18 protein-coding genes, 1 tRNA gene and 1 pseudogene are annotated in these 24782 nt (G+C 68.0%); 10 read left to right on the top strand and 10 right to left on the bottom strand.

Annotated elements, in window-relative coordinates; all coding sequences use genetic code 11:
* Positions 1-134: 134 nt before the first annotated feature.
* The 3 genes from LW587_RS03585 (at position 135) to LW587_RS03595 (ending at position 5949) form a co-directional block, all read left to right on the top strand.
* The gene (locus LW587_RS03585; RefSeq protein WP_232628227.1) at positions 135-830 is read left to right on the top strand and encodes a GntR family transcriptional regulator; all 696 of its coding nucleotides are present in this window, start codon (positions 135-137) and stop codon (positions 828-830) included.
* 557 nt (positions 831-1387) lie between these two features.
* Positions 1388-5215 (top strand): M10 family metallopeptidase C-terminal domain-containing protein, encoded by a 3828-nt coding sequence (locus LW587_RS03590; protein ID WP_232628228.1) that lies wholly within the window; start codon positions 1388-1390, stop codon positions 5213-5215.
* 272 nt (positions 5216-5487) lie between these two features.
* Positions 5488-5949, top strand: a complete 462-nt coding sequence (locus LW587_RS03595) for a hypothetical protein (protein ID WP_232628229.1) — start codon at positions 5488-5490, stop codon at positions 5947-5949.
* A gap of 25 nt (positions 5950-5974) precedes the next feature.
* Here the strand turns inward: LW587_RS03595 and LW587_RS03600 are convergent, their stop codons facing one another.
* Together LW587_RS03600 and LW587_RS03605 are read right to left on the bottom strand one after the other, a co-directional pair.
* Positions 5975-7114: a glycosyltransferase 61 family protein gene (locus LW587_RS03600; protein ID WP_232628230.1), complete on the bottom strand. Its 1140-nt coding sequence runs from the start codon at positions 7112-7114 to the stop codon at positions 5975-5977.
* Between the two features lie 543 nt (positions 7115-7657).
* The gene (locus tag LW587_RS03605; RefSeq protein WP_232628231.1) at positions 7658-7876 is read right to left on the bottom strand and encodes a hypothetical protein; all 219 of its coding nucleotides are present in this window, start codon (positions 7874-7876) and stop codon (positions 7658-7660) included.
* A gap of 88 nt (positions 7877-7964) precedes the next feature.
* Here LW587_RS03605 and LW587_RS03610 point away from each other — a divergent pair, with 88 nt between their 5' ends.
* The gene (locus LW587_RS03610) at positions 7965-8348 is read left to right on the top strand and encodes a hypothetical protein (RefSeq protein WP_232628232.1); all 384 of its coding nucleotides are present in this window, start codon (positions 7965-7967) and stop codon (positions 8346-8348) included.
* Between the two features lie 17 nt (positions 8349-8365).
* Here the strand turns inward: LW587_RS03610 and LW587_RS03615 are convergent.
* The 3 genes from LW587_RS03615 to ftsY form a co-directional block, all read right to left on the bottom strand.
* Positions 8366-8455 (bottom strand) — tRNA-Ser (locus tag LW587_RS03615).
* 166 nt (positions 8456-8621) lie between these two features.
* The gene (locus LW587_RS03620) at positions 8622-9278 is read right to left on the bottom strand and encodes a septation protein A (protein ID WP_232628233.1); all 657 of its coding nucleotides are present in this window, start codon (positions 9276-9278) and stop codon (positions 8622-8624) included.
* Entirely contained in the window at positions 9275-10744 is a 1470-nt protein-coding gene (ftsY, locus tag LW587_RS03625; protein ID WP_232628234.1) for a signal recognition particle-docking protein FtsY, read from the bottom strand. The genes LW587_RS03620 and ftsY overlap by 4 nt, the downstream gene beginning before the upstream one ends.
* Positions 10745-10790: 46 nt before the next feature.
* On the opposite strand from ftsY, the gene LW587_RS03630 reads away from it, so the two are divergent.
* A complete protein-coding gene (locus LW587_RS03630; protein ID WP_232628235.1) occupies positions 10791-11525 on the top strand; it encodes an RluA family pseudouridine synthase in 735 nt (244 codons plus the stop codon).
* Between the two features lie 133 nt (positions 11526-11658).
* Positions 11659-12924 carry a tetratricopeptide repeat protein gene (locus tag LW587_RS03635; RefSeq protein ID WP_232628236.1) on the top strand — a complete coding sequence of 422 codons (1266 nt, stop codon included), beginning with the start codon at positions 11659-11661 and terminating at the stop codon, positions 12922-12924.
* Between the two features lie 18 nt (positions 12925-12942).
* Here the strand turns inward: LW587_RS03635 and mtaB are convergent, their stop codons facing one another.
* Positions 12943-14157 carry a tRNA (N(6)-L-threonylcarbamoyladenosine(37)-C(2))-methylthiotransferase MtaB gene (mtaB, locus tag LW587_RS03640; RefSeq protein ID WP_232628237.1) on the bottom strand — a complete coding sequence of 405 codons (1215 nt, stop codon included), beginning with the start codon at positions 14155-14157 and terminating at the stop codon, positions 12943-12945.
* Positions 14154-15044, bottom strand: a complete 891-nt coding sequence (gene dapF, locus LW587_RS03645) for a diaminopimelate epimerase (RefSeq protein WP_232628238.1) — start codon at positions 15042-15044, stop codon at positions 14154-14156. The genes mtaB and dapF overlap by 4 nt, the downstream gene beginning before the upstream one ends.
* 238 nt (positions 15045-15282) lie before the next feature.
* Between dapF and LW587_RS03650 the strand changes: the two genes are divergently transcribed.
* Together LW587_RS03650 and LW587_RS03655 are read left to right on the top strand one after the other, a co-directional pair.
* Positions 15283-16044, top strand: coding sequence for a GyrI-like domain-containing protein (locus LW587_RS03650; RefSeq protein ID WP_232628239.1), 762 nt, complete (start codon positions 15283-15285; stop codon positions 16042-16044).
* Positions 16045-16093: 49 nt separating this feature from the next.
* A complete protein-coding gene (locus tag LW587_RS03655) occupies positions 16094-16855 on the top strand; it encodes an endonuclease III domain-containing protein (protein WP_442919087.1) in 762 nt (253 codons plus the stop codon).
* Positions 16856-16920: 65 nt separating this feature from the next.
* On the opposite strand, the pseudogene LW587_RS03660 reads toward LW587_RS03655, so the two are convergent.
* Positions 16921-18036: pseudogene (locus LW587_RS03660) on the bottom strand (SPL family radical SAM protein).
* A gap of 135 nt (positions 18037-18171) precedes the next feature.
* Here LW587_RS03660 and LW587_RS03665 point away from each other — a divergent pair.
* The gene (locus LW587_RS03665; RefSeq protein ID WP_232628240.1) at positions 18172-18459 is read left to right on the top strand and encodes a hypothetical protein; all 288 of its coding nucleotides are present in this window, start codon (positions 18172-18174) and stop codon (positions 18457-18459) included.
* Between the two features lie 165 nt (positions 18460-18624).
* Positions 18625-18954 (top strand): YnfA family protein, encoded by a 330-nt coding sequence (locus tag LW587_RS03670; protein WP_232628241.1) that lies wholly within the window; start codon positions 18625-18627, stop codon positions 18952-18954.
* Positions 18955-18958: 4 nt separating this feature from the next.
* On the opposite strand, the gene glgB is transcribed toward LW587_RS03670, so the two are convergent.
* Together glgB and treS are read right to left on the bottom strand one after the other, a co-directional pair.
* Positions 18959-21316: a 1,4-alpha-glucan branching protein GlgB gene (gene glgB / locus LW587_RS03675; RefSeq protein ID WP_232628242.1), complete on the bottom strand. Its 2358-nt coding sequence runs from the start codon at positions 21314-21316 to the stop codon at positions 18959-18961.
* Positions 21317-21428: 112 nt separating this feature from the next.
* Positions 21429-24695 (bottom strand): maltose alpha-D-glucosyltransferase, encoded by a 3267-nt coding sequence (gene treS / locus LW587_RS03680; protein WP_232628243.1) that lies wholly within the window; start codon positions 24693-24695, stop codon positions 21429-21431.
* Positions 24696-24782: the final 87 nt, after the last annotated feature.

The raw sequence follows: 24782 nt of genomic DNA on the forward strand, positions 1-24782 counted from the left end.
GCGGGTCCGTCGCGAGATCATGTAGGAATGGAGCGTGCCGCGCCGACCGCACGCCCCCATACGATGCCGCCGCATTGACCAGATCACCAAGCGTTTTCGCAAAGCTCCGCATTCAGGACGACACGGCTCTCCCGATGTATCGGCAACTGGAGCACCAGTTCCGAACGATGATCGCGGACGGTTTTCTTCCCCCCGGGGCCACCCTGCCGGCCGAGCGCAAGCTGGCGCTCGATCTCGGCATCAGCCGGAAGACCGTTCAGCAATGCTACGACGCCCTGCGCCAGCAGCGCATGGTGAGCGCGCATGGCCGCAACGGCTATATTGTTCAGGATGGGTTTCGCCGCATCAAGCCCGGCATGGAGCGTCTCAAGGGCTTCACGCAGGAGATGCAGGAGCTCGGCCGCGTCCCCTCCTCCCGCATCCTCGAACGGACGATCGGGGAAGACCGCTCCATCGCCTCGATCTTCGGCCTTTCCTCGACCGCCCGGTTCCTGCGGCTCGTCCGGGTGCGGATGGGCGATGGGATCCCCCTGTCGGTCGAGAAGGCGTGGTACGATCTCAGTGTCGCGCCCGGCCTGGCCGAGGCGGACCTGACGGGGTCGGTCTATGCCCGTCTCATCGAGTGTGGCGCCCCCCTCGTCGATTGCGAGCAGACCATCGAGGCGGCCTCCCCCGAACCGCAGGAATGCGAGATTTTCGGCTTCTCCGAACCGCTCCCCTGCCTGCTGATCAAGCGCCGTTCCTACGGGGGCGATGCGCGCCTGATCGAGTATGTCGAAGGCCTGTTTCGCGGCGACGCCTACGCCTACCGGCTGCATCTGCGGGCCTGACCCAATTCGCGTGGCGCCCGCCGGCCCGTCCCCTCGGTCGAGCCCGGAAGGGGGTATCGGAGCCGGGTCCCAAGGCGCGGGCCGGAGAGGCGAAACCCGCGCAAGCCAGCGTCGCCCACGCGCCCGGCGCGAATGTCCGGCCTGCTGCCGGTTCGGTGGGTCAAGCATCGCGTTTTGGTTGAACCGTGTGTCTTGCACCGCTGGTCGCTCCTCACGATGGATTTCGACCTGCGATCGAGGCCATCCGGAAATCCAAATTTAAAGACTTGGCCATAGGGCGCGTCTCAGGATCGGTGGCGTCCCACGAGAACAGAACGAGTATTTTGAAATTGGTACCAAACCAGGATACCAATTTTCGGCCTGAACTCCGGAGGACTGAAGCGTTCGGAATGTTTGGGCTCATTTTGGTAGCGTCGATTATTGTCGCATGCTAGCTCTCGGACGAACGGCCCAAACCGATTCGAGGGCACTGCCTTCCAGCCGTCGGCGCAATCGTCTCCTCCTCTGCGAAGTACAGACTCGGCTCGCGCGGGAGGCGACTCATGGGAGATCGGGCGATGTGCATCCTGTGCAGCGACAATCCGAGCTACGTCTCCAGACATTGGATCTCCGAATCGTCGGCCGGGAGTGGATCGCTCGCGGGCGACGAGGTCGACGCTCCGCCGGTCGGGACGCTCGCCACGGTCATCGATCAGCTCACCACGTCGTGGATCGGAGATGATGATCGCCGAACCTGGTCATCGACGCAGCTGACCTACGCGATCCCCTCGACCGCGCCGCCGAGCAGCGGCAACAACGAGGCGACCGGCTTCCGGGTGATGACCAATCTGATGGTCGCCCGGGCCCGCGAAGCCTTCGAGATGTGGGACGATTTGATCGCGATCGACCTTGTCGAGACCACCTCCGCGACCAACCACGACATCAGCTTCGCCTACACCTCGGTGACCCGGAATGGTGGGACCTATGCATCGCCGACCCTGATCCAGGGCACGAACGGGACCGACGTCATCACTAAACAACGCGTGTGGATGAATTCGGGCTGGGACAGCCACGATACCGATGCCGACATGTTCTATGGCGGCTACGGAGTCGAGACCTACATTCACGAGATCGGCCACACGCTCGGCCTGTCACATCCCGGAAAGTACAACGCCGGATCCGGGGGTGCTATTACGTACAACGGAAACGCCGAATACGCGCAGGACACGCGAAAATATACGGTCATGTCCTATTTCGATGCGGACGAAGACGGGTCCGGCGTCGACCATTTCGGCCGGCGCGACGACAATCGTGACGGGTTTTTCGACCGGACCTACAGCGCGTCGCCGCTGCTCGACGACATCTCGGCGATTCAGGCCAAATACGGCGCCGATCCGAACACGCGGGTGGGCAACACGACCTACGGGTTCAATTCCAATGCGGGGCGTGGCGCCTTCGATTTCAACCAGAACACCGACCCAGTCATCGCGATCTACGATGCCGGCGGATACGACACGCTCGACGTGTCGGGCTTCGGCACGAACCAGCTGATCGATCTCGGGCCGGGCACCTTCTCCGACATCGGCAGCATGACCGACAACGTCGCGATTGCCCGGAACACGACGATCGAAGCTGCGATCGGCGGGTCCGGCAACGATACGATGTACGGCAATGCCGTCGCCAACGCCCTCACGGGAAATGGCGGGAACGACTCGATCTTCGGCTTCGACGGCAGCGATTCCCTCTACGGCGGTTTCGGCAACGACATCCTGGATGGGGGGAACGGCTTCGACGTCCTGCGCGGCGGGTTCGGCCTCGACACGCTCTACGGCGGAAACGACGGCGACAGCCTCTACGGCGAGGACGGAAACGATACGCTCTTCGGCGGATTGGGCGGCGACTATCTCGAGGGAGGATCCGGCGACAACAACCTCTACGGCGAGGACGGCAGCGACACGCTCCGGTCCGGTTCGGGCAAAGATTACCTCAATGGCGGAGCCGGCTTCGACTACGCCAATTACAGCGACTCGACGGCCGGCGTCACGGTGGACCTCGCGCTCGGCAAGGTTCTGGGCGGCTACGCCACCGGTGACACGATCGTCGGCATCGAGGGCGTCTACGGGTCGGCCTTCGACGACAACCTCAGCGGCGGCACAACGGCCTCGAGCCTGTATGCCGGGGGCGGCGACGACAAGCTTCGGGGCCTCAGCGCGAACGACATCCTCTATGGCGAAGGCGGCAACGACACCCTGGTGGGGGGCGCCGGTGCCGACATCGTCTTCGGAGGCGATGGGTTCGACATCGCGGCCTTCGACGGCACGGCCGGCGTCACCGTGAATCTCGTCAACGGAGCCCATGCCGGCGATGCGGCCGGAGACCTCTTCTCTTCGATCGAGCGCTTCACCGGTAGCAACTTCGACGACACCTTCGTGGGCGCGGCAGCCGGCGACGACTTCCTGGGGCGCGGTGGAAACGACAGCCTCACCGGCAACGGAGGCAATGACACGCTGGAGGGAGGCGCCGGCTCGGATCGGATCGATGGCGGCGACGGCATCGACACGGCGAGCTACGCGGCCTCGTCCGCCGGCGTCTACGTCGACCTGTCCCTCGGCAAGGTGCTCTACGGTGACGCAAACGGCGACACCCTCGTCAGCATCGAGAATGTCGAAGGCTCGAACTTTGACGACAATCTCGTCGGCGACGCCTCCGCCAACACGATCAGCGGCCTCGCCGGAGACGACACCTTGGCGGGTGCCGCTGGAGCGGATCAGATCGCCGGCGGCGACGGAGACGACATCATCACGGGTGGGGCCGGGGCCGATTACATGACCGCCGGCGACGGCGTCGATTGGGCCTATTACAGCGACTCCGATGCCGGCGTCACCGTGGACATCAGCGCCGGCAAGGTCGCCGGCATCGGTGGAACCGCGGAGGGCGATGCCCTGGTGGACTTCGAGAACATCCTCGGCTCCGCCTACGACGACAAGCTCTACGGCAATCTTGTCGCCAACATCCTCAGCGGCGGCGGCGGCATCGATCTTCTCTACGGCTATGACGGCGACGATACCCTGATCGGTGGGGCCGGGGGTGATACCCTCGACGGCGGCGCCGGTTTCGATTTCGTGGATTACGGCGGCTCGTCCGCTGGCGTGTCGGTCAATCTCACCACAGGCGTCGTCAGCGGCGGCGATGCGGCGGGGGATGTCCTCGTTGGGATCGAGCGGGTCGCCGGATCGGGCTTCGCCGACACGCTGGTCGGAACGCTCGGGGGTGATCGTCTCGATGGGCGCGGCGGGGCCGACCGGCTGGAGGGGCTCGAAGGCAACGACGTGTACATCGTCGACAACAGCGGCGACGTCACCGTCGAGGCCGCGGGCGACGGCAACGATACGGTGTTGGCCGCCGTGAGCTACGTGCTCGGCACGGGTCGATCCATCGAGACCCTGCGGACCATCCTCGATACGGGGACGGGGGCCATCAACCTCACCGGCAACGAACTCGCCAACAAGATCGTGGGCAATGACGGCAACAACGTTCTCGATGGCAAGGGCGGTATCGATAACCTGTACGGTCGGGCTGGCAACGACACCTACATCGTCGACAATGCCGGCGACCGGGTGTTCGAATCCGTGGGCGGCGGCCGGGACGCGGTCGCCGTGGGCGTGAGCTACACCCTCGCGGCCGGCCAGGAGATCGAGGAACTCCGCATCCTCCTATCGGCCGGCGATCGGGCCATCGATCTGACCGGCAACGCGTTCGCCCAGACCCTCAAGGGCAACGACGGCGGCAACCGGATCGACGGCGGCGCGGGCGCCGACACGATGATCGGCGGGGCCGGGAACGACACCTACCTCGTCGATAATCTTGGCGATACGGTCACCGAGGCGACCGGTGAGGGCCGCGACGCGGTCGCGACGGGGGTGAGCTACATCCTCACGGCGGGCCAGGAGATCGAGGAGCTGCGGATCCTCTCGTCGGCCGGCGACCGGGCGATCGATCTGACCGGGAACAGCCTCTCCCAGGCCTTGCTCGGCAACAACGGCGCCAATACGCTCAACGGCGGCTGGGGCAACGACGTGCTGACCGGCCGCGGCGGGGCCGACATCTTCGTCTTCGCCAACGGTCTCTACACGGAAAACGTCGATCGTATCACCGACTTTGCCTCCGAGGATACGCTGCAACTGTCGAAGAGCATCTTCACGGCGCTGGCGCCGGGCCAACTGGCGGCTGGTGCCTTCAAGAACATCACGACCGGCACGGCCGACGGGGATGACCGTCTGCTCTACAAACAATCGACCGGCGAGTTGTTCTACGACGCGGATGGCTCGGGGAGCGAGGTGAAGGTGAAGGTTGCGGTTCTCGACAACAAGGCCACACTCACGGCGGCCGACTTCTTCATCGTGTGAGCGGCCCACGGGCATCCGTTTCGGTGAGACGGATGCCCGTGGCCGGGCTCGAGCCAAGGCCCGCGAGCCAAGGCCCGCGTCCTGGCCTTCAACGGTCCGTCGATCGCCGCTGATCGTCCCCCATAGGAGTGGTCCGCCCTGAGGTATGGCTTTCGAGCCTATGGAGGACGGACAGATGGGAACGAAGCGGCGCAAACCCGAGGAAGTTACCGCCTGCGGCGACGTCCAGCGGATCATCCGTCAGAGCAAGATCGACGACGGTCGTTACGTTCATGTTGGACATCATTGGGATCCGTGCCGAGCGACGACGGGTCGTCGTCGGTTCCTCCGCCGCGCCGACAATCCGTGAGATCTTGCTCCGTGCCGTGGAAGGGGGAATCACCCTCAACAAGATCGTCATGGCGGCCCGGGTTGACGACGTGTTGCGACAACAGATCGAGACCTTCAGACACGATCCAGGATGGCAGTCTTTTTTCTTGGAGCCGCCTCGTGAGAGAGGAAGGACCGCGGGCGAGCTTGCGTTTCAAATCCTGGCTCGCTTGGCCTTATCTGCCACCGAGAGAGCCCTCGACCCTAAAGGTCAAACCCGCGGGATGCGGCCGGAATTAACGTTGGGCCATTGCAGTTCTGTCAAGATCGCCAACAGAAACTCATTAGTCCACGAGCGCGCCCGTCAAATCAGCACCGGATTTTCAAGCCATCACTCAAAGATCTGCGGCTTGCCCTTTCATTGAATAGACAAGCAGATCGTCATTTTCATCAAATCCCGATTTCTGCGGCCGACTCCTCCCCAAGCACCGTTCGGATTTTCCGCCTGATGAAGGGTTCTGCACGCGGATGTTGCCCAAGGGCATTCATTCTGGACGCCCAGGATTTGATATCGTCGTTGCGCGTCCGGCAATAGGTATTGCTGTCCCATATGCCTGTCAGATCGACGCCGAATTTCATCAGAGAATCGATCAGATGTTTTTGATCCAGCACCGAGATGGCGCGCGTTTTGTCGGCGCGGCCGTTTGATCGTAGGCTATAAATCATGCCATGAACCGCGTTGATATGCGTCAATTTCTGGACGCGACCCTGGAAAGAGGTCGTCGGCATCGATTTTCCCTTGCGACGGCTGATAATACCGAGCTTGGAATGGAGCCGCCCCAGGAGCTGCAGCCCATGAAGGGCGGATCCTTCGGAAAAAATCAGGGTCGATGCGTTTTTGTAGGCTTCCAGCTGTTGATCGACCGGCATTTCTTCGGGATGAATGGTCGTGAAGCCGACCTGCGTGAGGGCGTTTTCGATGTAGCTCTCAGCCGCGATTTGCCCGACGGGAAAATTGTGATTTTCGTGCAATCGGGATCGAGATACGTAGACCATCGTGTTTGTCGTTTGATTTGCGGTGCTCCCGGTGATGCGATCCATCAGGTCGAGATGCTGACGGCTCGGCCCAGCGCCGCCTCTGACTTCCGATTGCGGATAGACGTACAATTTTTCGACCTTGATCGGCGACCGAACGATCAAAACTCTGTCGGTATCGACTTTTAGATGCCGCAAGATCTGCCAAAAATACTCTGGAGGATCGATGTCGAGTTGGCTCTCCATGGCGAAAAGCAGCGGACATGGAAGGCCGGAATAGGCAGATTCGGCGATCCTCATACCGAAATCGGCGACCGCGTGTCCGAAATGGAAGGCAATCGGCCCACACCAGATGGCTTGCGGGATCGTCATCGTCGGCTCGGCGATGAAGGACGGCGCCGCGTCACGCGGGATCGGGAGCCAGCCCCTCGCATGCCGGGCCTTCCATTGCCACGCGTAACGGGGCCACAGAGGGCCACCACGAAACATCGCACCCTGATGGAAGCTCTCAATCGGCATAACAATAACATTATTGTATAACATTTGGCGCTGCATGAACGTCTGCCGACCGTCCTCGTGTCAGGGTTTGCCGAATGTTTCTGCAGCAATCCGTCTGCATCGGATCGCGTGTCGCCCCACGGCATCGGAGCGGTCAGCAGGGCCGGCCCCGGGGATCGATGTCAAGCGGCGCGATGGTTCGGGCGTGAACCGCCCAGATGTTTCGGTGTTCGGTTCCCATTCCGCGTTCGAGGGCCCGGCAGTCGCGGAAGGCGAAGAGCACGCGCGATGATCCTCCGCCGTCTTGGGAAGCTTGCAACGATGTGGACGGATGGAACGCCATCGTGCCGCCCGGGCGCGGGCGCTGGCACGACGCGTTTCTCAGGACGCGCCGATGATCGACGGATGCTGAAGGCGGCCGGCTGGTTGGGTCAACGACAGGCGGATTGAGCGGATCTGGCGGCGCGAGGGGCTGCCCGACAAGAACTTCGCCGACAAGTACCGCCTGGAAGTCTTCTCGGAGGTGTTCGGGCAGGAGAGTGCCTTCGCCTGCCTGGCCAGGCTGATCCGCTTCGGACAGCGCGGCCGCTCGATCCTGCTTCACGGCTCGTCCGGCTCCGGGAAGACCGTGTTCGTCGGGACGTGGCAGCCCGAGACGAAGGTCGCGGCAGCCTCAAGGATGGCCAGCATCGCCGCGCCGAGTGCGACAGGCAGGCCCGGTCCGGCAAGGTGGCTCAGCCCGGTGTGGTCGCGCTGGCCGTGGCTGAGCACCAGGGCGGAGAGATCACCGCCGCCGGCCAGACCGTTGATGTCGGGCATGAAGGGTCGGGCTCTGGTCGGGTGAAACCTGCGCCGGGTGCGTGTGGCGCAAGGCTTGTCGCAGGAGCGGCTGGCAGCGGATGCAGGCGTGGACCGGGCCTATCTCGGCGGCCTGGAACGGCAGGCCGAGAATCCGACGGTTGATTTGCTTGACAAGGTTTCTGAGGCGCCGGCCGTACCGTCGGGTGAGTTGTTCCTAGCGCCGGCTGCCGACGAATCCCCGCCTATGCCGCCGCGGGGTGGACGACGGGGGCGACTCTCAAGCGGAAGCGGTCGGTGTCATGTGCGGTCCACGGTGCCGCCCGCTGCTTTGGGCATCAGCACGGTGTACACCCCCTACACGGCCTACCTGGCGTGCATAACCCGACAGCGCCAAAATCCAGTCCTGACAAGTCCGACGCAACCCAATTCGAAATGTGGGGTGTGCCGTGGGCTGTCGCCAAAGAAGGACCGAAAAACCCTATGCTCTTAGTGTCTTAAGTAATTCAATGGCGGAGAGGGAGGGATTCGAACCCCCGATGCCCTTGCAGGCATGCCGCATTTCGAGTGCGGTGCATTCAACCGCTCTGCCACCTCTCCGTCCCTGAAGCGCCAGACTGGACCGGGATCCGGCCTGCCTTCGACTTCAGATGCCCACCGCATGGCGGCGCGCTGTGGCAACGCTCGGCACGCAGCGCCTATAGCGAACCGCAGGGTCGATGGCAAGGAAGAGCGTCGCGTGTCGTGGCGGTCGGTGCGGGCTGGCTCATCCCGCGTCGGTCCCCTCCTTCCGCTCGTGCCGCAGCAGCAGCGGCGTCTGGGCGAGGGCGAAGCCGATCGTGAGCGGCATGATGCCGAACACCTTGAAGTTCACCCAGAAATCCTCCGTCTGCGTGCGCCAGACGATCTCGTTGAGGACGGCGAGCGCCAAGAAAAACAGGCCCCAGCGGAAGGTCAGCTTGCGCCACCCGACCGCATCCAGGGCGAACATGCTGTCGAGCACGACCGAGAGCAGCGACTTGCCGAAGGCGAGACCCCCGAGGAGCACGAGGCCGAACAGCGTGTTCACGATGGTCGGTTTCATCATGATGAAGGTCTTGTCCTGGAGCGCCAGCGTCAGGCCGCCGAACACCACCACGACCACGCCCGACACGAGCGGCATGATCGGCAACCGTCGCAGCAGGGCGAAGTGGACGCCAAGGGCGATCACGGTGGCGACGACGAAGATGCCGGTCGCCACGAACAGCTTGCTCTCGGGCGGCACGCCGAAGCGTTCGGCATAGGCGTTGCCGAGGAAGAACACGACCAGCGGGCCCATCTCCAGCACGAGCTTGAGCAGCGGCGGCAGGTGACGGCCTGGGGGCACGCCCTCGACCCGGACGGCGGGTCCGTCCCGGCGGGGCGAGGTGTCGGCGGCGCTCATGGGCGCTCCTCCTTCGAATCCTTGGGCAGGCCGGTGATGGCGCGGGCGAAATCCCGGGCGGCGAAGGGTTCGAGGTCCTCCACGCCCTCGCCGACGCCGATGAAGTGCACCGGCAGGCCGAACCGCGCGGCAAGCGCCACGAGGATGCCGCCCCGCGCGGTGCCGTCGAGCTTCGTCATCACGAGGCCCGAGACCGGGGCGGCCTGCGCGAACAGCTCGACCTGGCTGAGGGCATTCTGGCCCACCGTGGCGTCGAGCACCAGAAGGGTCGCATGGGGGGCGTCCGCGTCGAGCTTGCGGATCACCCGCACGATCTTCTCCAGCTCCGCCATGAGGCCGGCCTTGTTCTGGAGGCGGCCCGCCGTGTCGATGAGGAGCACGTCGGTCCCGGCCTCCCGCGCCTCCTTCAGCGCGTCGAAGGCGAGGCCCGCCGCGTCCGATCCCTGGGCGCGGCTGATGACCGGCGCGCCGGTGCGCTCGCCCCAGACCCGGAGTTGCTCGATCGCGGCGGCCCGGAAGGTGTCGCCCGCCGCCAGCATGACGCTGCGCCCCTCCGCCTTGCACTTGAGAGCGAGCTTGCCGATCGTCGTGGTCTTGCCCGCGCCGTTCACCCCGACCGTGAGGATGACGAACGGCTTGCGTGACGGATCGATCGCGATCGGGACGGCGACGGGGGCGAGCGCGCGCTCGATCTCGGTGGCGAGGATCGTCCGGACTTCGTCCGGGGAGATACCCTTCTCGTAGCGCCCCTTGCCGACCGCCTCCGCCATACGCGTCGCCGTCTCGACGCCAAAATCGGCCTGGATCAGCGCATCCTCGAGATCCTCCAGGGTCGTGGCGTCGAGCTTGCGCTTGGTGAAGAGACCCGTGACCCGGTCCGACAGGGCCGAGGAGGTGCGGCGCATGCCGGAGGTGAGGCGCGACCACCAGCCCCGCTTCTCCTCGCCGGGGCTCGGACCGGCTACGGCGTCGCTCGCGAGCGCGGCGGCACTGTCGACAGGCTGGATGTCGACCTCGGCGGGCGTTGTCGCCTCGGCCGCAGACCCCTCGCCACCGCCCGCGACGCGGGACCACCAGCCGCGCTTCTCCGAGGCTTCGGATGCGGGCGCCGAGGCCTCGGCCTCCGGCGAGGATTCCGATGCGGCCTCGGGCTCTGAAACGGGCTCGGGCTCGGGCGGCGCGAAGGCCGCATCCTCGATCGGGGGCTGCGGTTCGGGCTGAAGGTCCGCGCCCTCGATCTCGTCGGGGATGCGGTTCTTGTCCGGATCGTCGGGCGCGGGCTCGCTGGCGGGCGGCGGCACGTGAGCGACGTCGTCGGCGGCGGTGGCGAAGTCCGGCACCCCCTCCGACTCGGAGGCCGGCGAGGTCGCCTCCGGTCGGACCGGCTCGTCGGATGGCTTCGCCTCCGGCGCGCCCTTGCGCCCGAACAGGCGCCCGAACCAGCCGGGCTTGTCGTCGTCGCTCATCCTCGAAAACCTTGCTCCCGAAGGCTTGGCGCTCTAGCCCCAGGGGATGAGCCCCGAGGCACCGAACCCAAGCACCGACCCGCAGATAGGGCTTCCTCTCCTCTACCGCGATGCCCTGATGCTCGTCATCGACAAGCCGGCGGGTCTTCCGGTGCATCCGGGCCCGAAGGGCGGGCCCACCTTGACCGACCGTCTCGACGCCCTGCGGTTCGGGCTGCCCCGGCGCCCGGAGGCGGCGCACCGGCTCGATCGCGACACCTCGGGCTGTCTCGTCCTCGGCCGGCACGCCAAGGCGCTGGCCCGGCTGAACCGCCTGTTCGCCGACGGACGGGCAGAGAAAACCTACTGGGCGCTGGTCGAGGGGGCGCCGCCCGAGGAGGGCCGCATCGATCTGCCCCTCGCTCGCCGTTCCGACGATCCACGCAGCTGGTGGATGAAGACCGATCCCGCCGGCGCCCCGTCGTTGACGCTGTTTCGCGTGCTCGGCCGCGCGGAGAACCAGACGTGGCTGGAGTTGAAGCCGGTGACGGGCCGAACCCACCAATTGCGGGTCCACTGCGCCGCGATGGGCTGGCCGATCCGGGGAGATGCGATCTACGGGAGCGCCGATCGCCGGGGCGCCGCGTTGCAGCTCCACGCCCGGGGCTTGAGCCTGCCGCTCTATCCGAAGCGGGAGCCCGTCGCGGTCACGGCACCTGCGCCCGCGCACATGCGGGACGGGCTCCTGGCCTGCGGGCTCGCGCCGGAGGCAGGCCCCGAGACGGACAAGTCTCTGTCGTAGACGGCGTTTCTGGCGCCAATTCCTGCGGGATCGCGCGCCCATGGTCTCGACCGGCAAGGGTGCCGACACGCACCGCGACCGGGACGAGGGGGGAGCAGGGTCGCCTCACCCGAGTCGATCCAGGTAATCCCCCATGCGACAGGACTGCCTCGCGCCGTCGCGCCCGCTCCTCACGCTCCCCGGCGCCGACCGCGCCTTCCCGCCTCTCGGAACGCCGTCGATCGCCGTGTTGCCCTTCGCCGATGCGGGCGGCGAGTTCGAGACCCAGGCCTTCGCCGACGGCGTGACCGACGCCCTGACCGAGACCCTCGCCCGGATCCGCGGGCTCTTCGTGAGCGGGCGCAACTCCGCCTTCACCTATCGGGGGCATCGCCCCTGCCCGAAGGAGGTCGGGCGCCGGCTCGGCGTGGCGCATGTCATGGACGGAGAAGTCCACCGCCAGGACGACCGCATCGAGATCGTCGCCGGGCTCTGCGACGCCGCCTCCGGCCGCCTGCTGTGGCGGGAGCGTCTCGCCGGACCGCACGCCGCGCTGCCGCGCCTGCAGGGCGCGCTGGTCGCCCGCACGGTCGCGACCATCGCGCCGGACCTGCCCTTTGAGGCGGACGCGATCGAGCTGGCCCGACACCCGGGTGATTGCGGCATCTATGCCGGGTTTCTGGCGGCCTGCGCGCAGACGGTCGCCGGCACCGAGGAAAGCCTTCGGGCGCTCCTCGGCTCGCTCGAGGCGATCGCCGGGCTCGTCCCCGACCATCCGATCCCGCAGGCCCTGCGCGCCCAGGCCTATGCCGACCTCGTCGTCCAGGGCTGGAGCCGCGATCGGGCCGGGGACGCCGCCCAGGGGATGGAGCATGCCCGGATCGCCCTCGCCCTCATGGACGGGGAGGATCCGGCGGTGCTGATCCCGGTCGGCCACGCGCTGAGCGTGCTCACCCGCGATCATGGCCGGGCCCTCTCGTTCCTCGACCGGGCGCTGGCGATCAACCCGAACGCCGCCGCCGGACACGAGCGCCGGGGCTGGGTGCTGTGCCATGTCGGGCGGCCCATGGAGGCGCTCGGGCATTTCGGGGCGGCCCTGCGCCTGAGCCCCCTGGACCGGGCCTGCTACCGGTTCGAAGCCGGGCTCGGGCTCGCCCTCTGCATGGCGGGCGAGCCCCTGGCGGCGCTGCCGCATCTGCGCCGGGCGCTCAACGACGCGCCGTCCTGCGTGGGCAGCCGCTGCGCCCTCGCGGCGAGCCTCGGCCGCCTCGGCCGCTGCGCGGAAGCGCGTGCCGCGGCCGACGCGCTTCGGGACGAGGCGCCGGAGCGCCTGGTCGCCGCGTGGCTGCTGCCCTTCGAGTCCTCGCCCGGCCGGGAGCGCCTGATCGAGGGGTTGCGGGTGGCCGGGCTGGCGGCGTGAGCGCCGCGCAGGCGCCGTTCACGCCCGCAGCCATTGGCCGTCGTGGCCGGTGATCGTCACGGTGAGAATCTCGCCCGCCGGAACCTCGCCCGCGAACCGTACCCCCGCGAAGCCTTCGGTGCGGGCCGTGCCACCGCGCTCGGTCAGGACGCGGCGGCGCGCCCCGATCTCGCCGTCGAGGTGGCGCCGCAATGCGTCGGCCCCCGCCGCGCGCAGGCGGGCGGCCCGCTCGCGGATCGTGGCCCCGGGCACGGGCGGCATTCGCGCCGCCGGGGTGCCGGGCCGGGGCGAGTAGGGGAAGACGTGCAGATGCGTGAGGCCGCACTCCGCCACGAGGTCGAGGGAGCGGTCGAACTGCGCCTCGGTCTCGGTTGGGAACCCGGCGATCAGATCGGCGCCGAAGACGAGGCCGGGGCGCAAGGCCCGCAGGGTCTCGCAGACGCGGATCGCGTCGGCCCGGCTGTGCCTCCGCTTCATCCGCTTGAGGATGAGATCATCCCCGGCCTGGAGCGAGAGATGGAGATGCGGCATCAGCCGCGGCTCCTCGGCGAACGCGGCGATCAGATCGCGATCCGCCTCGACGGAGTCGATCGAGGAGAGGCGCAGCCGCGCGAGGTCGGGCACCTCGGACAGAATCGTCCGGACGAGACGCCCGAGGGTGAGGTCGGGATCGAGGTCGCGGCCGTAGGCGGTGAGGTCGACGCCGGTCAGGACCACCTCGCGCCCGCCATGGGCGACGAGGCGGCGCACCTGTTCCACCGCATCGGCGACCGGCACCGAACGGGAATTCCCGCGGCCGAAGGGGATGACGCAGAAGGTGCAGCGGTGATCGCAGCCGTTCTGCACCGGGACGAAGGCGCGGGAATGCCCGGCCATGGCGTCGATCCGGGTCGGCTCGGCGGTGCGCGCCGCCATGATGTCGGCGGTCTCGCCCCACCTCTCCGGGCGCAGCTTGACCGCATTGCCGACGAGGCGGGCAACCTCCGGCATCGCCGCGTAATCCGCACGCTCGACCTCGGCGCCGCAGCCCGTCACCACGATTTCGACGCCGGGCCGCGTCCGGGCGAGGCGCCGGATCGCCTTGCGGGCCTGCCGCCCCGCCTCCGCCGTCACCGCGCAGGTGTTGACGACGACGAGGTCGCGGCCGGTCGCGCCCGGCTCGGCGCGTCCGCGCAGCACCTCCGACTCGACGGTGTTGAGCCGGCAGCCGAAGGTCAGCGTCTCGACGCTCATCCGGACAGACCCGCGAAGAGTTCGGGGGCGAGCGTGCCCTCCGCCTCGCGATAGACCGGGCCCGTCATCAGCACGTGGTCGTCGGCCCGCCATTCGATCGACAGGAGGCCCCCGGACAGGGCGACGCGGGCCGCGCGCCCGATCATGCGCAGGCGCGACGCCGCGACCACGGTGGCGCAGGCGGCGGTGCCGCAGGCCAGGGTCAGCCCCGCGCCGCGCTCCCAGACCCGGAGCTTGATCGTGTCCGGGCCGGTCACCTGGGCGATCGAGATGTTGGCGCGCTCAGGAAACAGCGGATGGGCCTCCAGCAAGGGCCCGATCCGGCCGAGATCGAAGCTGTCGGGGTCGCGATCGACGAAGAAGACGGCGTGCGGATTGCCCATGCTGACGGCGGCGGGCGAGTGGAGCACCGGTTCGTCGATCGGTCCGACCTGAAGCTCGATCCGGCGGGTATCGGGGAACGGCTCGGCCAGGGGAATCTCGTCCCAGCGCAGGCGCGGCGGGCCCATATCGACCGTGAAGGCGAGTTCGCCGACGCGGCTGACCGCGACGAGCCCGGCCTTGGTCTCCAGCGTCAGCCGGCCGCCCTCGGAGGGGCGCGCCATGGCGGGATCGTCCATCAGGGCGTAGGCGACGCAGCGGGTGCCGTTGCCGCAAGCGCCCGATTCCGAGCCATCGGTGTTGTAGATGCGCATGAAGGCGTCGGTGCCCCGGCTCACGGGATCGTGCACGACCATGAGCTGATCGAACCCGGAATGCGGATCGGCCCCGATCGCCTGGGCTTCCGCCGCCGTCACGCGCAGGCCGGTGCCGCGCAGGTCGAGCACGACGATGGCGTTGCCGGCGCCGTGCATCTTCAGGAAGCGGCGGTGGGCGAGAGGGCTCATGCGGCCTCCAGGCGGCAGACGATCGCGGGGCGGACGCGCCCAACCGCGACGGCCGGGCGGCGCGTCGTCGGAAGGCGCTGTTCCGTGCGGCGCCGTATATGGCAAACGCGGCGCGTCGGCGCGAGTGGGTGAGCGAAACCGGGGCGCAGGTCAGGCCCGCGCACTCGCGAAACCGCAGCGCGCGCCCTACCCTATTCGGGCCGGCCCGATCGGGCGGCAGGCCGATCGGAGCCGTACCTTGAATCGTCTCGCCACGCTCGCCGCCGGGTTGCTGCTGCTCGCCCCGCTCGCCGCACCCGCAGCGGCCCAGGCGCCCGCCCACTCGAACGCCCCACCGCCCACCAACGCGCCCTCCCCGGCGGAGACCCAACCGATCCCGCAGACGACCATCCCGGACACGTCGAAGACGCCCCCCGGCACGGCGATGCCCGCCCCCGAACAGGCGCCCGTGCGCAATCCCGGCGGGACGGACCCGGCCCCGCTCGCCAAGCCCGGCCCCTCGGCACTGCCGACGCTGGTGCCGAGCCCGGGCGACGCCAACGACGTGGACGAGGTGACGCTACCGGCCCGCCCCGCGGCGATCCTGTCGGGCCAGACCAAGTGGGACGACGCGGTGGCGAGCCTCACCGAATCGTTCAAGGCGATCGAGGCCGCCCTCGCCAAGGCCGGCGTGAAGCCCGCCGGAAGGCCGGTCGCGGTGTTCAACAAGACCGAGGAGGACGGCTTCCAGTACGAGGCCATGATCCCGGTCGAGGCGGCGCCTGCGGAGGGCAGCGCGATCGACGGCGTGCGGTTCGGCGCGACGCCGTCCGGCAAGGCCCTGCGGTTCAAGCACACCGGCAGCTACGAGGAGATCGACGGCACCTACGAGACCCTGACGGCCTATCTCGACGTCAAGGAGATCGCCGTGCAGGACCGCTTCGTCGAGGAATACGTCACCGACCTGAAGGGCGGAACGGAAGACAAGCTCGACATCAACATCTACGCCCTGCCGAAATAGCGCCGGCGACACCGGGGAACCGCCGAGTCCGCTCGTGGATTCGGCCTCCATGCCCTTTCTTCCCGGACTCGACACCACGCCCCCGCCCCGCCCCCGCCGCGCGGCCCGAGCGCCCGCGCCGACCGAGGCCATGCGGGAGAGAGCCCTGGTGATCCATGGCCGGCTCTGCGCGGAATACGGCTGTCCGATCGGGTACTTCCACGATCTCGACCCGCTTTCCGAGCTGATCTCCTCGCTCCTGTCCCACCGCACCCGCAACGCGGAGTCGGGCCGTGCCTTCAAGGCCCTGCGGGCGGGCTGGCCGGACTGGGCCGAGGTCGAGGCGGCGGAGACCGCCGAAATCGAGGCGGTGATCCGCGGCGTGACCTGGCCGGAACTGAAGGCGCCCCGCATCAAGGCCGTGCTGACGGCGGTGCGGGAGCGCAACGGCCGGCTCGACCTCGGCTTCCTCGCCGACCTGAGCGTCGAGGCGGCGCGCGGCTGGCTCGAGGCCATTCCCGGCGTCGGGCCGAAGACCAGCGCGGCCGTGCTCTCCTTCAGCACCTTGCGCATGCCGGCACTCCCCGTCGACAGCCACCACCACCGGGTGGCGCAGCGCCTCGGCCTGATCGGTCCGAGCGTGGATGTCGGCCCGAGCCACCCGATCCTGCGGGCCCAGCTTCCAGCCGCGTGGTCGGCGCAGCAGCTCTACGACAATCACGAGATCCTGATGCTGCACGGCCAGCAGGTCTGCTTCCACCACAGCCCGGCCTGCGGGCGCTGCGTGCTGCTCGACCTCTGCCCGACTGGGCAGGCCAGGACGCGGGGCTGATCCGATCGGCGCAATCCGGCCTCACGACCCCGCCGGGTTCGACGCGGACCGGTCGGGCGAAGGGCTCAGGTCCAGTAGAGCACCCGCGCAAAGGGCAGCCGCGCCGCGATCCGCTCATGGAGATGGATGCGCATCTCCCGCATCAGCTCCGGCGGCAGAACGTATTTCACCGAGCCGAATTTCGTGAATTTACGGCTGCGCTCGGCCTCGCGCATCGGCAGATCGGAGCCCGGATACCACCCCTCCAGCACCTCCTTGGAGCCCGGCGTGAAGCGATGGGTGATGAGCTCGATCGTCAGATCCGGGTCGGGCCGCGGTGCGAGCGCCGCGGCCGCCGCGGCAAAGAGCGCATCGTAGGCCGCCCGCCAACCGGCCACGGGAAGGATCGGCGCGACGGTGAGGCCGACCGGGTATCCGGCCCGGGCCATCTCGCCCAGGGCGGCGAGGCGGTCGGGGAGCAAGGCCGTTCCGCCCTAGTAGCGGGCGGCCGGTGCGGCGTTGACGGAGAAGCGGATGCGCGTGCGGCCCCGATGCGGCAGGGCCAGAAGCGGGCCGACAGCCGCGAACTTGGTGGTGAAGCGCAGCTGCGCCCGCGCGCTCCCGGCGCCGAAATGCCGGATCGCCGTCGAGAGCGAGCCGGTCAGGTGCTCAATGCCGAGGGGATCGGTGTAGCAGGAGGCCTCGAAGGTTGTGCCCTCCGCCGCCCGCGCCACCGACGCGCTCGTGACGGCCCCTCGGCCGAGATAGGCGTCGAGGTTCGACAGGATCGCGTCGAGATTGGCGTAGACGCGCGTCACCGGAGGACCCGAGAGCGAGCCGGCGAGGTAACAATACTGGCAATGGGCCGGACATCCCTCGGCGAGGTCGAAGCGCCAATCGGCCGAGGGCGGGATCGGCTGGAGCTTGAGCTTCGTCGGCGGCGCGACCACCACTGCCAGCGTCGCCTTGGCCTCCGCATAGGCCCGGCGCGGATCCTCCGTGCGCGGGAGGACGAGGCGGTTGCTCCTCAGACGCTCGACCGGCAGACCAAGGCTCTCCGACCGCTCCACGATGGCACGCCCGTGGGCATGGTCGAGCGCCGCCGCCGTCACCAGCACGCGGCGCGGACGCCAGAGCCGGGTCCGGCCTGACGGCTCCCCCGCTGCCGCCGCGGCGGGTTCCTCGAAAAGGGTTTTGCTCATGCCGGGGCAACCGGCGGGATCGGGCGCGGGGTCCGCGCCTGCGCGCGGCCGCTTCGCCGCGGCGGCGGCGGCCGGACGGGAGCGGGAACCGCGACCGCGCTGGCGCGATGGTCCAGGAGAGCGAGGAGGAACCCGATGCCGGACGTGAACGCGATCCGTGAGAGGCTCGCCACCCTCGTGGCCGAGCGCCAGGGCCTGGGCGCCCTCGCAAGCCTCGACGCCGGGCGGCGGGCCGCCGTCGAGCGTGAGGTCGAGGCCCTGGTCGACGACGGAGCCGATCACGGGGATGCGGACGCGAGCGTTCCGGCCCCAATCCGGGAGGCGATCGAAGCCTACCGTGAGGCCCGTCGCCTGCGCGCCGACGAAGCCAATGTCCGGTTGGCCGAGAGGGGTGAAGTCTTCGCGCCCGAGGACGACGCCTGACCTTTTCCCGGTCTGCGGCCGGCCTACCGAGCGGTGGAGACCGTTGAATGCGCTCGGCCTCGTCAGCATTCGTCACGCCATCGGCTGGCCGGCTTCAGGCGGCACAGCGTTGAGGACCGGCAATCCGGATTGGCGCGGCCCCCGTCTTGCGGCATGCGGGAGGCCATGACCAAGACCCTCCTCGCCTATTCGGGGGCCGCCCTCGCCGAGATCGCAGGCTGCTTCGCCTTCTGGGCCTGGCTCCGGCTCGGACGCTCGATCGGCTGGGTCCTGCCCGGGACGCTGTCCCTGGCGCTGTTCGCCTTCCTCCTCACCCTGGTCGAGAGCGAGGCGGCGGGGCGGGCCTATGCGGCCTATGGCGGCGTCTACATCGCCGCCTCGATCCTCTGGCTCTGGGCGGTCGAGGATGTTCGCCCCGACCGATGGGATGTCGCCGGCGGGGCGCTCTGCCTCGCCGGCATGATGGTTATCCTCTTCGCGCCCCGAGGCGCTTGAAGGCTCAGCCCTCGCGCACGAGGATCAAGGTCGAGAGCGGCGGCAGCGTCAGGCGGAGGGAATGCGGCTGCCCGTGGCTCTGCTCGGCCTCCGACTGGACTCCACCCATATTGCCGACATTGGAGCCGCCGTAGCGCTCGGCATCCGAGTTGATCGCCTCGCGGTAGAAGCCGCCCGTCGGCACGCCGACGCGGTAACCCTCCCGCGGCACCGGCGTGAAGTTCGAGACGACCACGACGACCTCGCCCTCCGCCTTGCCCTTGCGGGCCCAGGCGATGACCGAATTGTCCGAATCGTCGGCCACCAGCCACTGGAATCCCCCCGCTTCGACGTCGCGGGCGTAGAGGGCGGGCGTGCTCGTGTAGAGGTGGTTGAGGTCGCGGATCAGATCCTTGACGCCGCCATGGAGCGGATCCTCGAGCAGGTGCCAGTCCAGGGACTGGTTATGGTTCCACTCCCGCTCCTGGCCGAACTCGCCGCCCATGAAGAGCAGCTTCTTGCCCGGATGCCCCCACATGAAGCCGAAATAGGCGCGCAGGTTGGCGAATTTCTGCCAGCGATCGCCGGGCATCTTGCCCAACAGCGAGCCCTTCCCGTGCACGACCTCATCGTGGGACAGCGGCAGCACGAAGTTTTCCGAGAAGGCGTAGAGCAGCCCGAAGGTCAAGTTGTGGTGGTGGTAGCGCCGATGGATCGGATCCTCGGAAATGTACTTCAGGGTGTCGTGCATCCACCCCATGTTCCATTTGAAGCCGAACCCCAGACCGCCCGTATAGGTCGGATGCGAAACGCCGGGCCACGAGGTCGATTCTTCGGCGACGGTGATGGTGCCGGGCGCGTGGCTGTAGGTCGCCTCGTTGGTCTTGCGCAGGAAGTTGATGGCGTCGAGATTCTCGTTGCCGCCATACTGGTTGGGAATCCACTCGCCCGGCCGGCGCGAGTAGTCGAGGTAGAGCATGGAGGCGACGGCATCCACGCGCAGACCGTCGAGGTGGTAGTGCTCCAGCCAGAACCGGGCATTGGCCGTTAGGAAAGCCGACACTTCGACGCGGCCGAAATTGTAGATGTAGGTGCCCCAATCCTGGTGGAAGCCCTGCCGCGGATCGGCATGCTCGTAGAGATGGGTGCCGTCGAACAGACCGAACCCGTGGGCGTCCAGAGGGAAGTGGCCCGGCACCCAGTCGAGCAGAACGCCGATCCCGGCCGCGTGCGCCGCATCGACGAAGGCGATGAAATCTTCCGGCGAGCCGAAGCGGCTGGTCGGCGCGAACAGCGAGACCGGCTGATAACCCCAGGACCCGTCGAACGGATACTCGGTGATCGGCAGGAGCTCGATATGGGTGAAGCCGAGTTCCTTGACGTAGGGGATCAGACGCTCGGACAGCTCCTTGTAGGTCAGGTAGCGGTTGCCCTCGTTCGGCACGCGGGCCCAAGAGCCGAGATGGACCTCGTAGACCGACATGGCGGCGTGGCGCGGGTCGGCCTTGCCGCGGGCTTCCATCCAGGCGTCGTCGCGCCATTCGGCCTCGCCGAGCCCGTGCAGGATGGAGGCCGTCTGCGGTGGGTGCTGGGCCCGGAAGGCGACCGGGTCGGCCTTGAGCGGCAACAGGACTCCGTCGGGGCCACGGATCTCGAACTTGTAGTTCTGCCCCGCCGTGAGCCCCGGGACGAACAGCTCCCAGACACCGCCGTTGAGCCATTGCCGCATCGGGTGGCGCCGGCCGTCCCACTCGTTGAAGTCGCCGACGACGCTGACCCGGCGGGCATTCGGCGCCCAGACCGCGAATCGGTAACCGTCGATGCCGTCGAGGGTGCCGGCATGGGCCCCGAGCACGCGGTAGACGAGATTGCTTCCGATCTGGCGCAAACCGTCGATCTCGTGCTGCTCCAGCGACGGCCCGAAGCCGAACGGATCGTGGCGCCGACTCGTCGCCCCGTCCCAGGCCTCGACTTCGATCTCGTAGAGAGGCCGCCCCTCGCTCCTTACGCTGGCGACGTAGAACCCCTCCGGATGGATCCGCTCGAACGGGATGCTCTGGCCGCCGGTCAGCAGCCGGGCGCTCTTCGCCTCGGGAAGGACGGCGCGGATCTCCCAGGTGCCGGGCTCGGCCTCATGGGGGCCGAGCAGGGAAAAGGCGTCGCCGTGATCGGCAGACATCACGGCGGCGATGGCGTCGGGGTGGAGACCGGACTCGCGCGATTGCGAGACCGGCCGTCCGACACGCGGAGCGCTGCCCTCGCCGGCCAGCGAATCCGCGGGCCGGGGCCCCCGGGCCGCCTCGGCCGCGCCTGACCTGTTCGGGACGTCGGCGGTCGCGCGGCCTTCGTTCGAGGCCGCCGCCTTCTCGTCCAGAGCCGTCATCCAGTCACCTCTTCCATGCACCGTGCGATCAATCGGTCGGGGCCGGGGCGGAAGCGGCGCTCCGGCTCCGCATACCGCGTCCCGCCCAAGGGGGGGCGGGACGCGCGCAAGATCAGGCCGAAGCGCGATCCCGCCGGGCTTCGTCCAATATGTTGAGAACACCGCGTGCTGGGATTTCGATCCAGTCAGGGCGGTTGTTGACCTCGTAATCGACCTCGTAGAGCGCCTTGATGAGCAGGCACAGGCGCAGAAGGCGGCTATGCGTCTCGGGATCGGTCACCGCGGCGGAACTGCCCGCGACCGCCGCAGAATAGCCGTCCAGGAACGCAGCATCGATCATGCCACGCCACGCGATCGACGCGTTGCGGGCCCGCTCCTCGCTGTCTCCGAAGCGCGCCGCGAGCTCGCGCACCACCGTTTCGGCGCCGTAGGCGAAGGAGCGCAACATGCCGGCCACGTCCCGCAGGGGCGTGGACTTGGCCCGGCGCTGCTCGACCGGCCGCGACGGCTCGCCCTCGAAGTCGACGATGACGAGATCGCCCTCCGAGGCCAATACCTGTCCGAGGTGGTAGTCGCCGTGGATGCGGGTCTTGGTGGCGCCCCGCGGCGGCTGCGCCGACAATTCGCCGATCAGCGTCTCGACCTCGCCGCGGCGGGCGGCCAAAGCCTCGGTGGCCGAGCCCGTCGACCATGCGGCCACGGCGTCCAGCCCCTTGAAGGCGCGGGAGGCCTGATGGCGGGCATCGTCGGCCAGCGCCGCGAGATCCTCCGCCTCGAACGGCTCGACCTTGAAGGCCCGGTCCTCGGTGTCGATGGCGAAGGCCTTGTGCAGCTCCGCCGTGCGTTGGCCGAGCAACGACGCCCAGCGCAGATGGGTCTGGAACGCCTCCTGCGGCGAGGGCGCCTCGCTCTCAGGAGCGAGCACGACGGTGTCGAAGTCGCGGCGCAGGCCCTCCAGCATCAGGGTCCAGGCATCGCCCTGGTTGAGGACGAATTTCTGCAGCAGCGCCAGGGCCGTGCGCGTCCCATCCGCCGCCACGTGCTCGACCACGCCGAGCAAAGCGGGCGTGTTGGCGAACTGTGCCTCCTCGGTGAGGAAGCGGCCGATCTCGATCTCGGGATGAGTCCCGGGCTGGAGCCGGCGCAGGAGCTTGAGCATCATCCGGGCGCCGATGGCGATGGAGGTGTTGCTCTGCTCCGCCGACAGGCGGCGCACGTCGCCTGCCTCGAAGGAGACGTCCGGGTCGTAGGCCCGGGTCGTCGAGAAGGCGAGGCTACCCCGTTCGGACGGGATGGTGAGTCCGTCGCGCATCGCCTCGATCAGGGCAATCGCGAAGGGCGCGGCGGCGGCGGCCTCGTAGAGCAGGCCCGTGCGGGGACCGCGGCGCACGCGGGCGACCGCATGGTCCATCAGCGCCTCTTCCTCGCGGCCCTCCTCGACCGCGAGCGGCACGAAGTAGTCCTGGCGCTCGCCGTTGGCGAGCGTGACCGCCACCCGCGGCAGGAGAAACTTGCCCTCGCCCGCGGCGTCCTTGACGATGGCGCTGTCATCGACCTGCACCGACTTGATCCGCGTGCCCTTGGCCCCGAACCAGCGGCGCGAGCCGATGAAGGGCGGGGCCACCGTGCGCTCGAAGGCAGTGCGCTCGCGGCCCTTGATCAGGGTCTCGACGCCCCCGGTGAGAACCAGGGTGAAGAGCTCGGGGGTCTGCGGCTGCGGACCGATCTCGCCGGTATTCGCGACCGACAGGGAGAACCAGTAGAAGCCGTAGGCCGGCAGCGTCAGCAGATAGGGCAGTTCGCCGATGGCCGGGAAGGCGCTGCCGCCGGTCAACTCGATCGGGATGGCTCCGCGCAGATCCGACAGATCGAGCTGCACCGCCTGCGGCGCCCGCGAGAGATTCGCTACGCACAGAATGCGCTCGTTCTCGTGCTCGCGGATCCAGGCCAGAACCTTGCGGTTGGTCGGATAGAGGAACTGGATCGCGCCGCGCCCGAGCGCCACCGAGTTGTTGCGAATGGCGATCATGCGCCGCGTCCAGTTCAGGAGCGACGTCTGCGCCTGGGTCTGCGCCTCGACGTTGATCGTGTCGTAGCCGTAGATCGGGTCCTGGATCGCGGGCAGGAACAGCCGCTGCGGGTTGGCCCGTGAGAAGCCGCCGTTGCGGTCCGGCGACCATTGCATCGGCGTACGCACGCCGTCGCGGTCGCCGAGATAGATGTTGTCGCCCATGCCGATCTCGTCGCCGTAATAGAGCACCGGCGTGCCGGGCATCGACAGGACGAGGGATTTCATGAGTTCGATCTTGCGCCGATCGTTCTCCAGCAGCGGCGCCAGGCGGCGACGGATGCCGAGATTGATGCGGGCGCGCCGCTCGGCGGCGTAGAACGACCAGAGGTAATCACGCTCTTCCGCGGTCACCATCTCGAGCGTCAGCTCGTCGTGGTTGCGCAGGAAGATCGCCCACTGGCACCCTTCCGGGATTTCCGGGGTCTGGCGCATGATGTCGGTGATCGGGTGCCGATCCTCGCGCGCGATCGCCATGTACATGCGCGGCATCAGCGGAAAGTGGAACGCCATGTGGCATTCGTCACCGTCGCCGAAATACTGCGCTGTCTCCTCCGGCCACTGATTGGCCTCGGCCAGCAGCATCCGGTCCGGATAGCTTTCGTCCAGTGCTGCGCGGATCTTCTTGATGACGGTGTGGGTCTCGGACAGGTTCTCGCAGTTCGTGCCGTCGCGCTCGATCAGGTAGGGGATCGCGTCGAGGCGCAGCCCGTCCACGCCCATATCGAGCCAGTACCGCATGACTTCGATCACGGCGTCCAATACGGCCGGATTGTCGAAGTTGAGATCGGGCTGGTGACTGTAGAAACGGTGCCAGAAATACTGCTTGGCGACCGTATCCCAGGTCCAGTTCGAGGATTCCGTATCGAGGAAAATGATCCGCGTATCGGAATACTTGTCGTCCGTGTCCGACCACACGTAGAAGTCCCGCTCCGGCGAGCCGGCTGGCGCCTCGCGGGCGCGCTGGAACCACGGATGTTGGTCGCTGGTGTGGTTGATGACCAGCTCTGTGATCACGCGCAGCCCGCGCTCGTGGGCGGCGGCCACGAAGCGGCGGAAATCCTCCATCGTCCCGTAGGACGGGTTGACGTCGCGGTAATCGGCGATGTCGTAGCCGTCGTCGCGCAAAGGCGAGGGATAGAACGGCATCAGCCAGATGGCCGTGACGCCGAGATCGCGGACATAGTCGAGTTTCTGGGTCAGGCCCTCGAAATCGCCGATCCCGTCATTCGTCGAGTCGAAGAACGACTTGACGTGAATCTGGTAGATGATGGCGTCACGGTACCATTGCGGATCGCTGCGATCGATCATCGCGTCGCTGCCTCACGTCACATTCGAGAGCGGGGCCGGGCCCTGCGGCGCCGGATCGCGAGCTTCCTCGGCTCGCTTCTTGGCAAG

This window comes from Methylobacterium sp. Leaf118 (genome assembly GCF_920984675.1).
Taxonomy (GTDB): domain Bacteria; phylum Pseudomonadota; class Alphaproteobacteria; order Rhizobiales; family Beijerinckiaceae; genus Methylobacterium.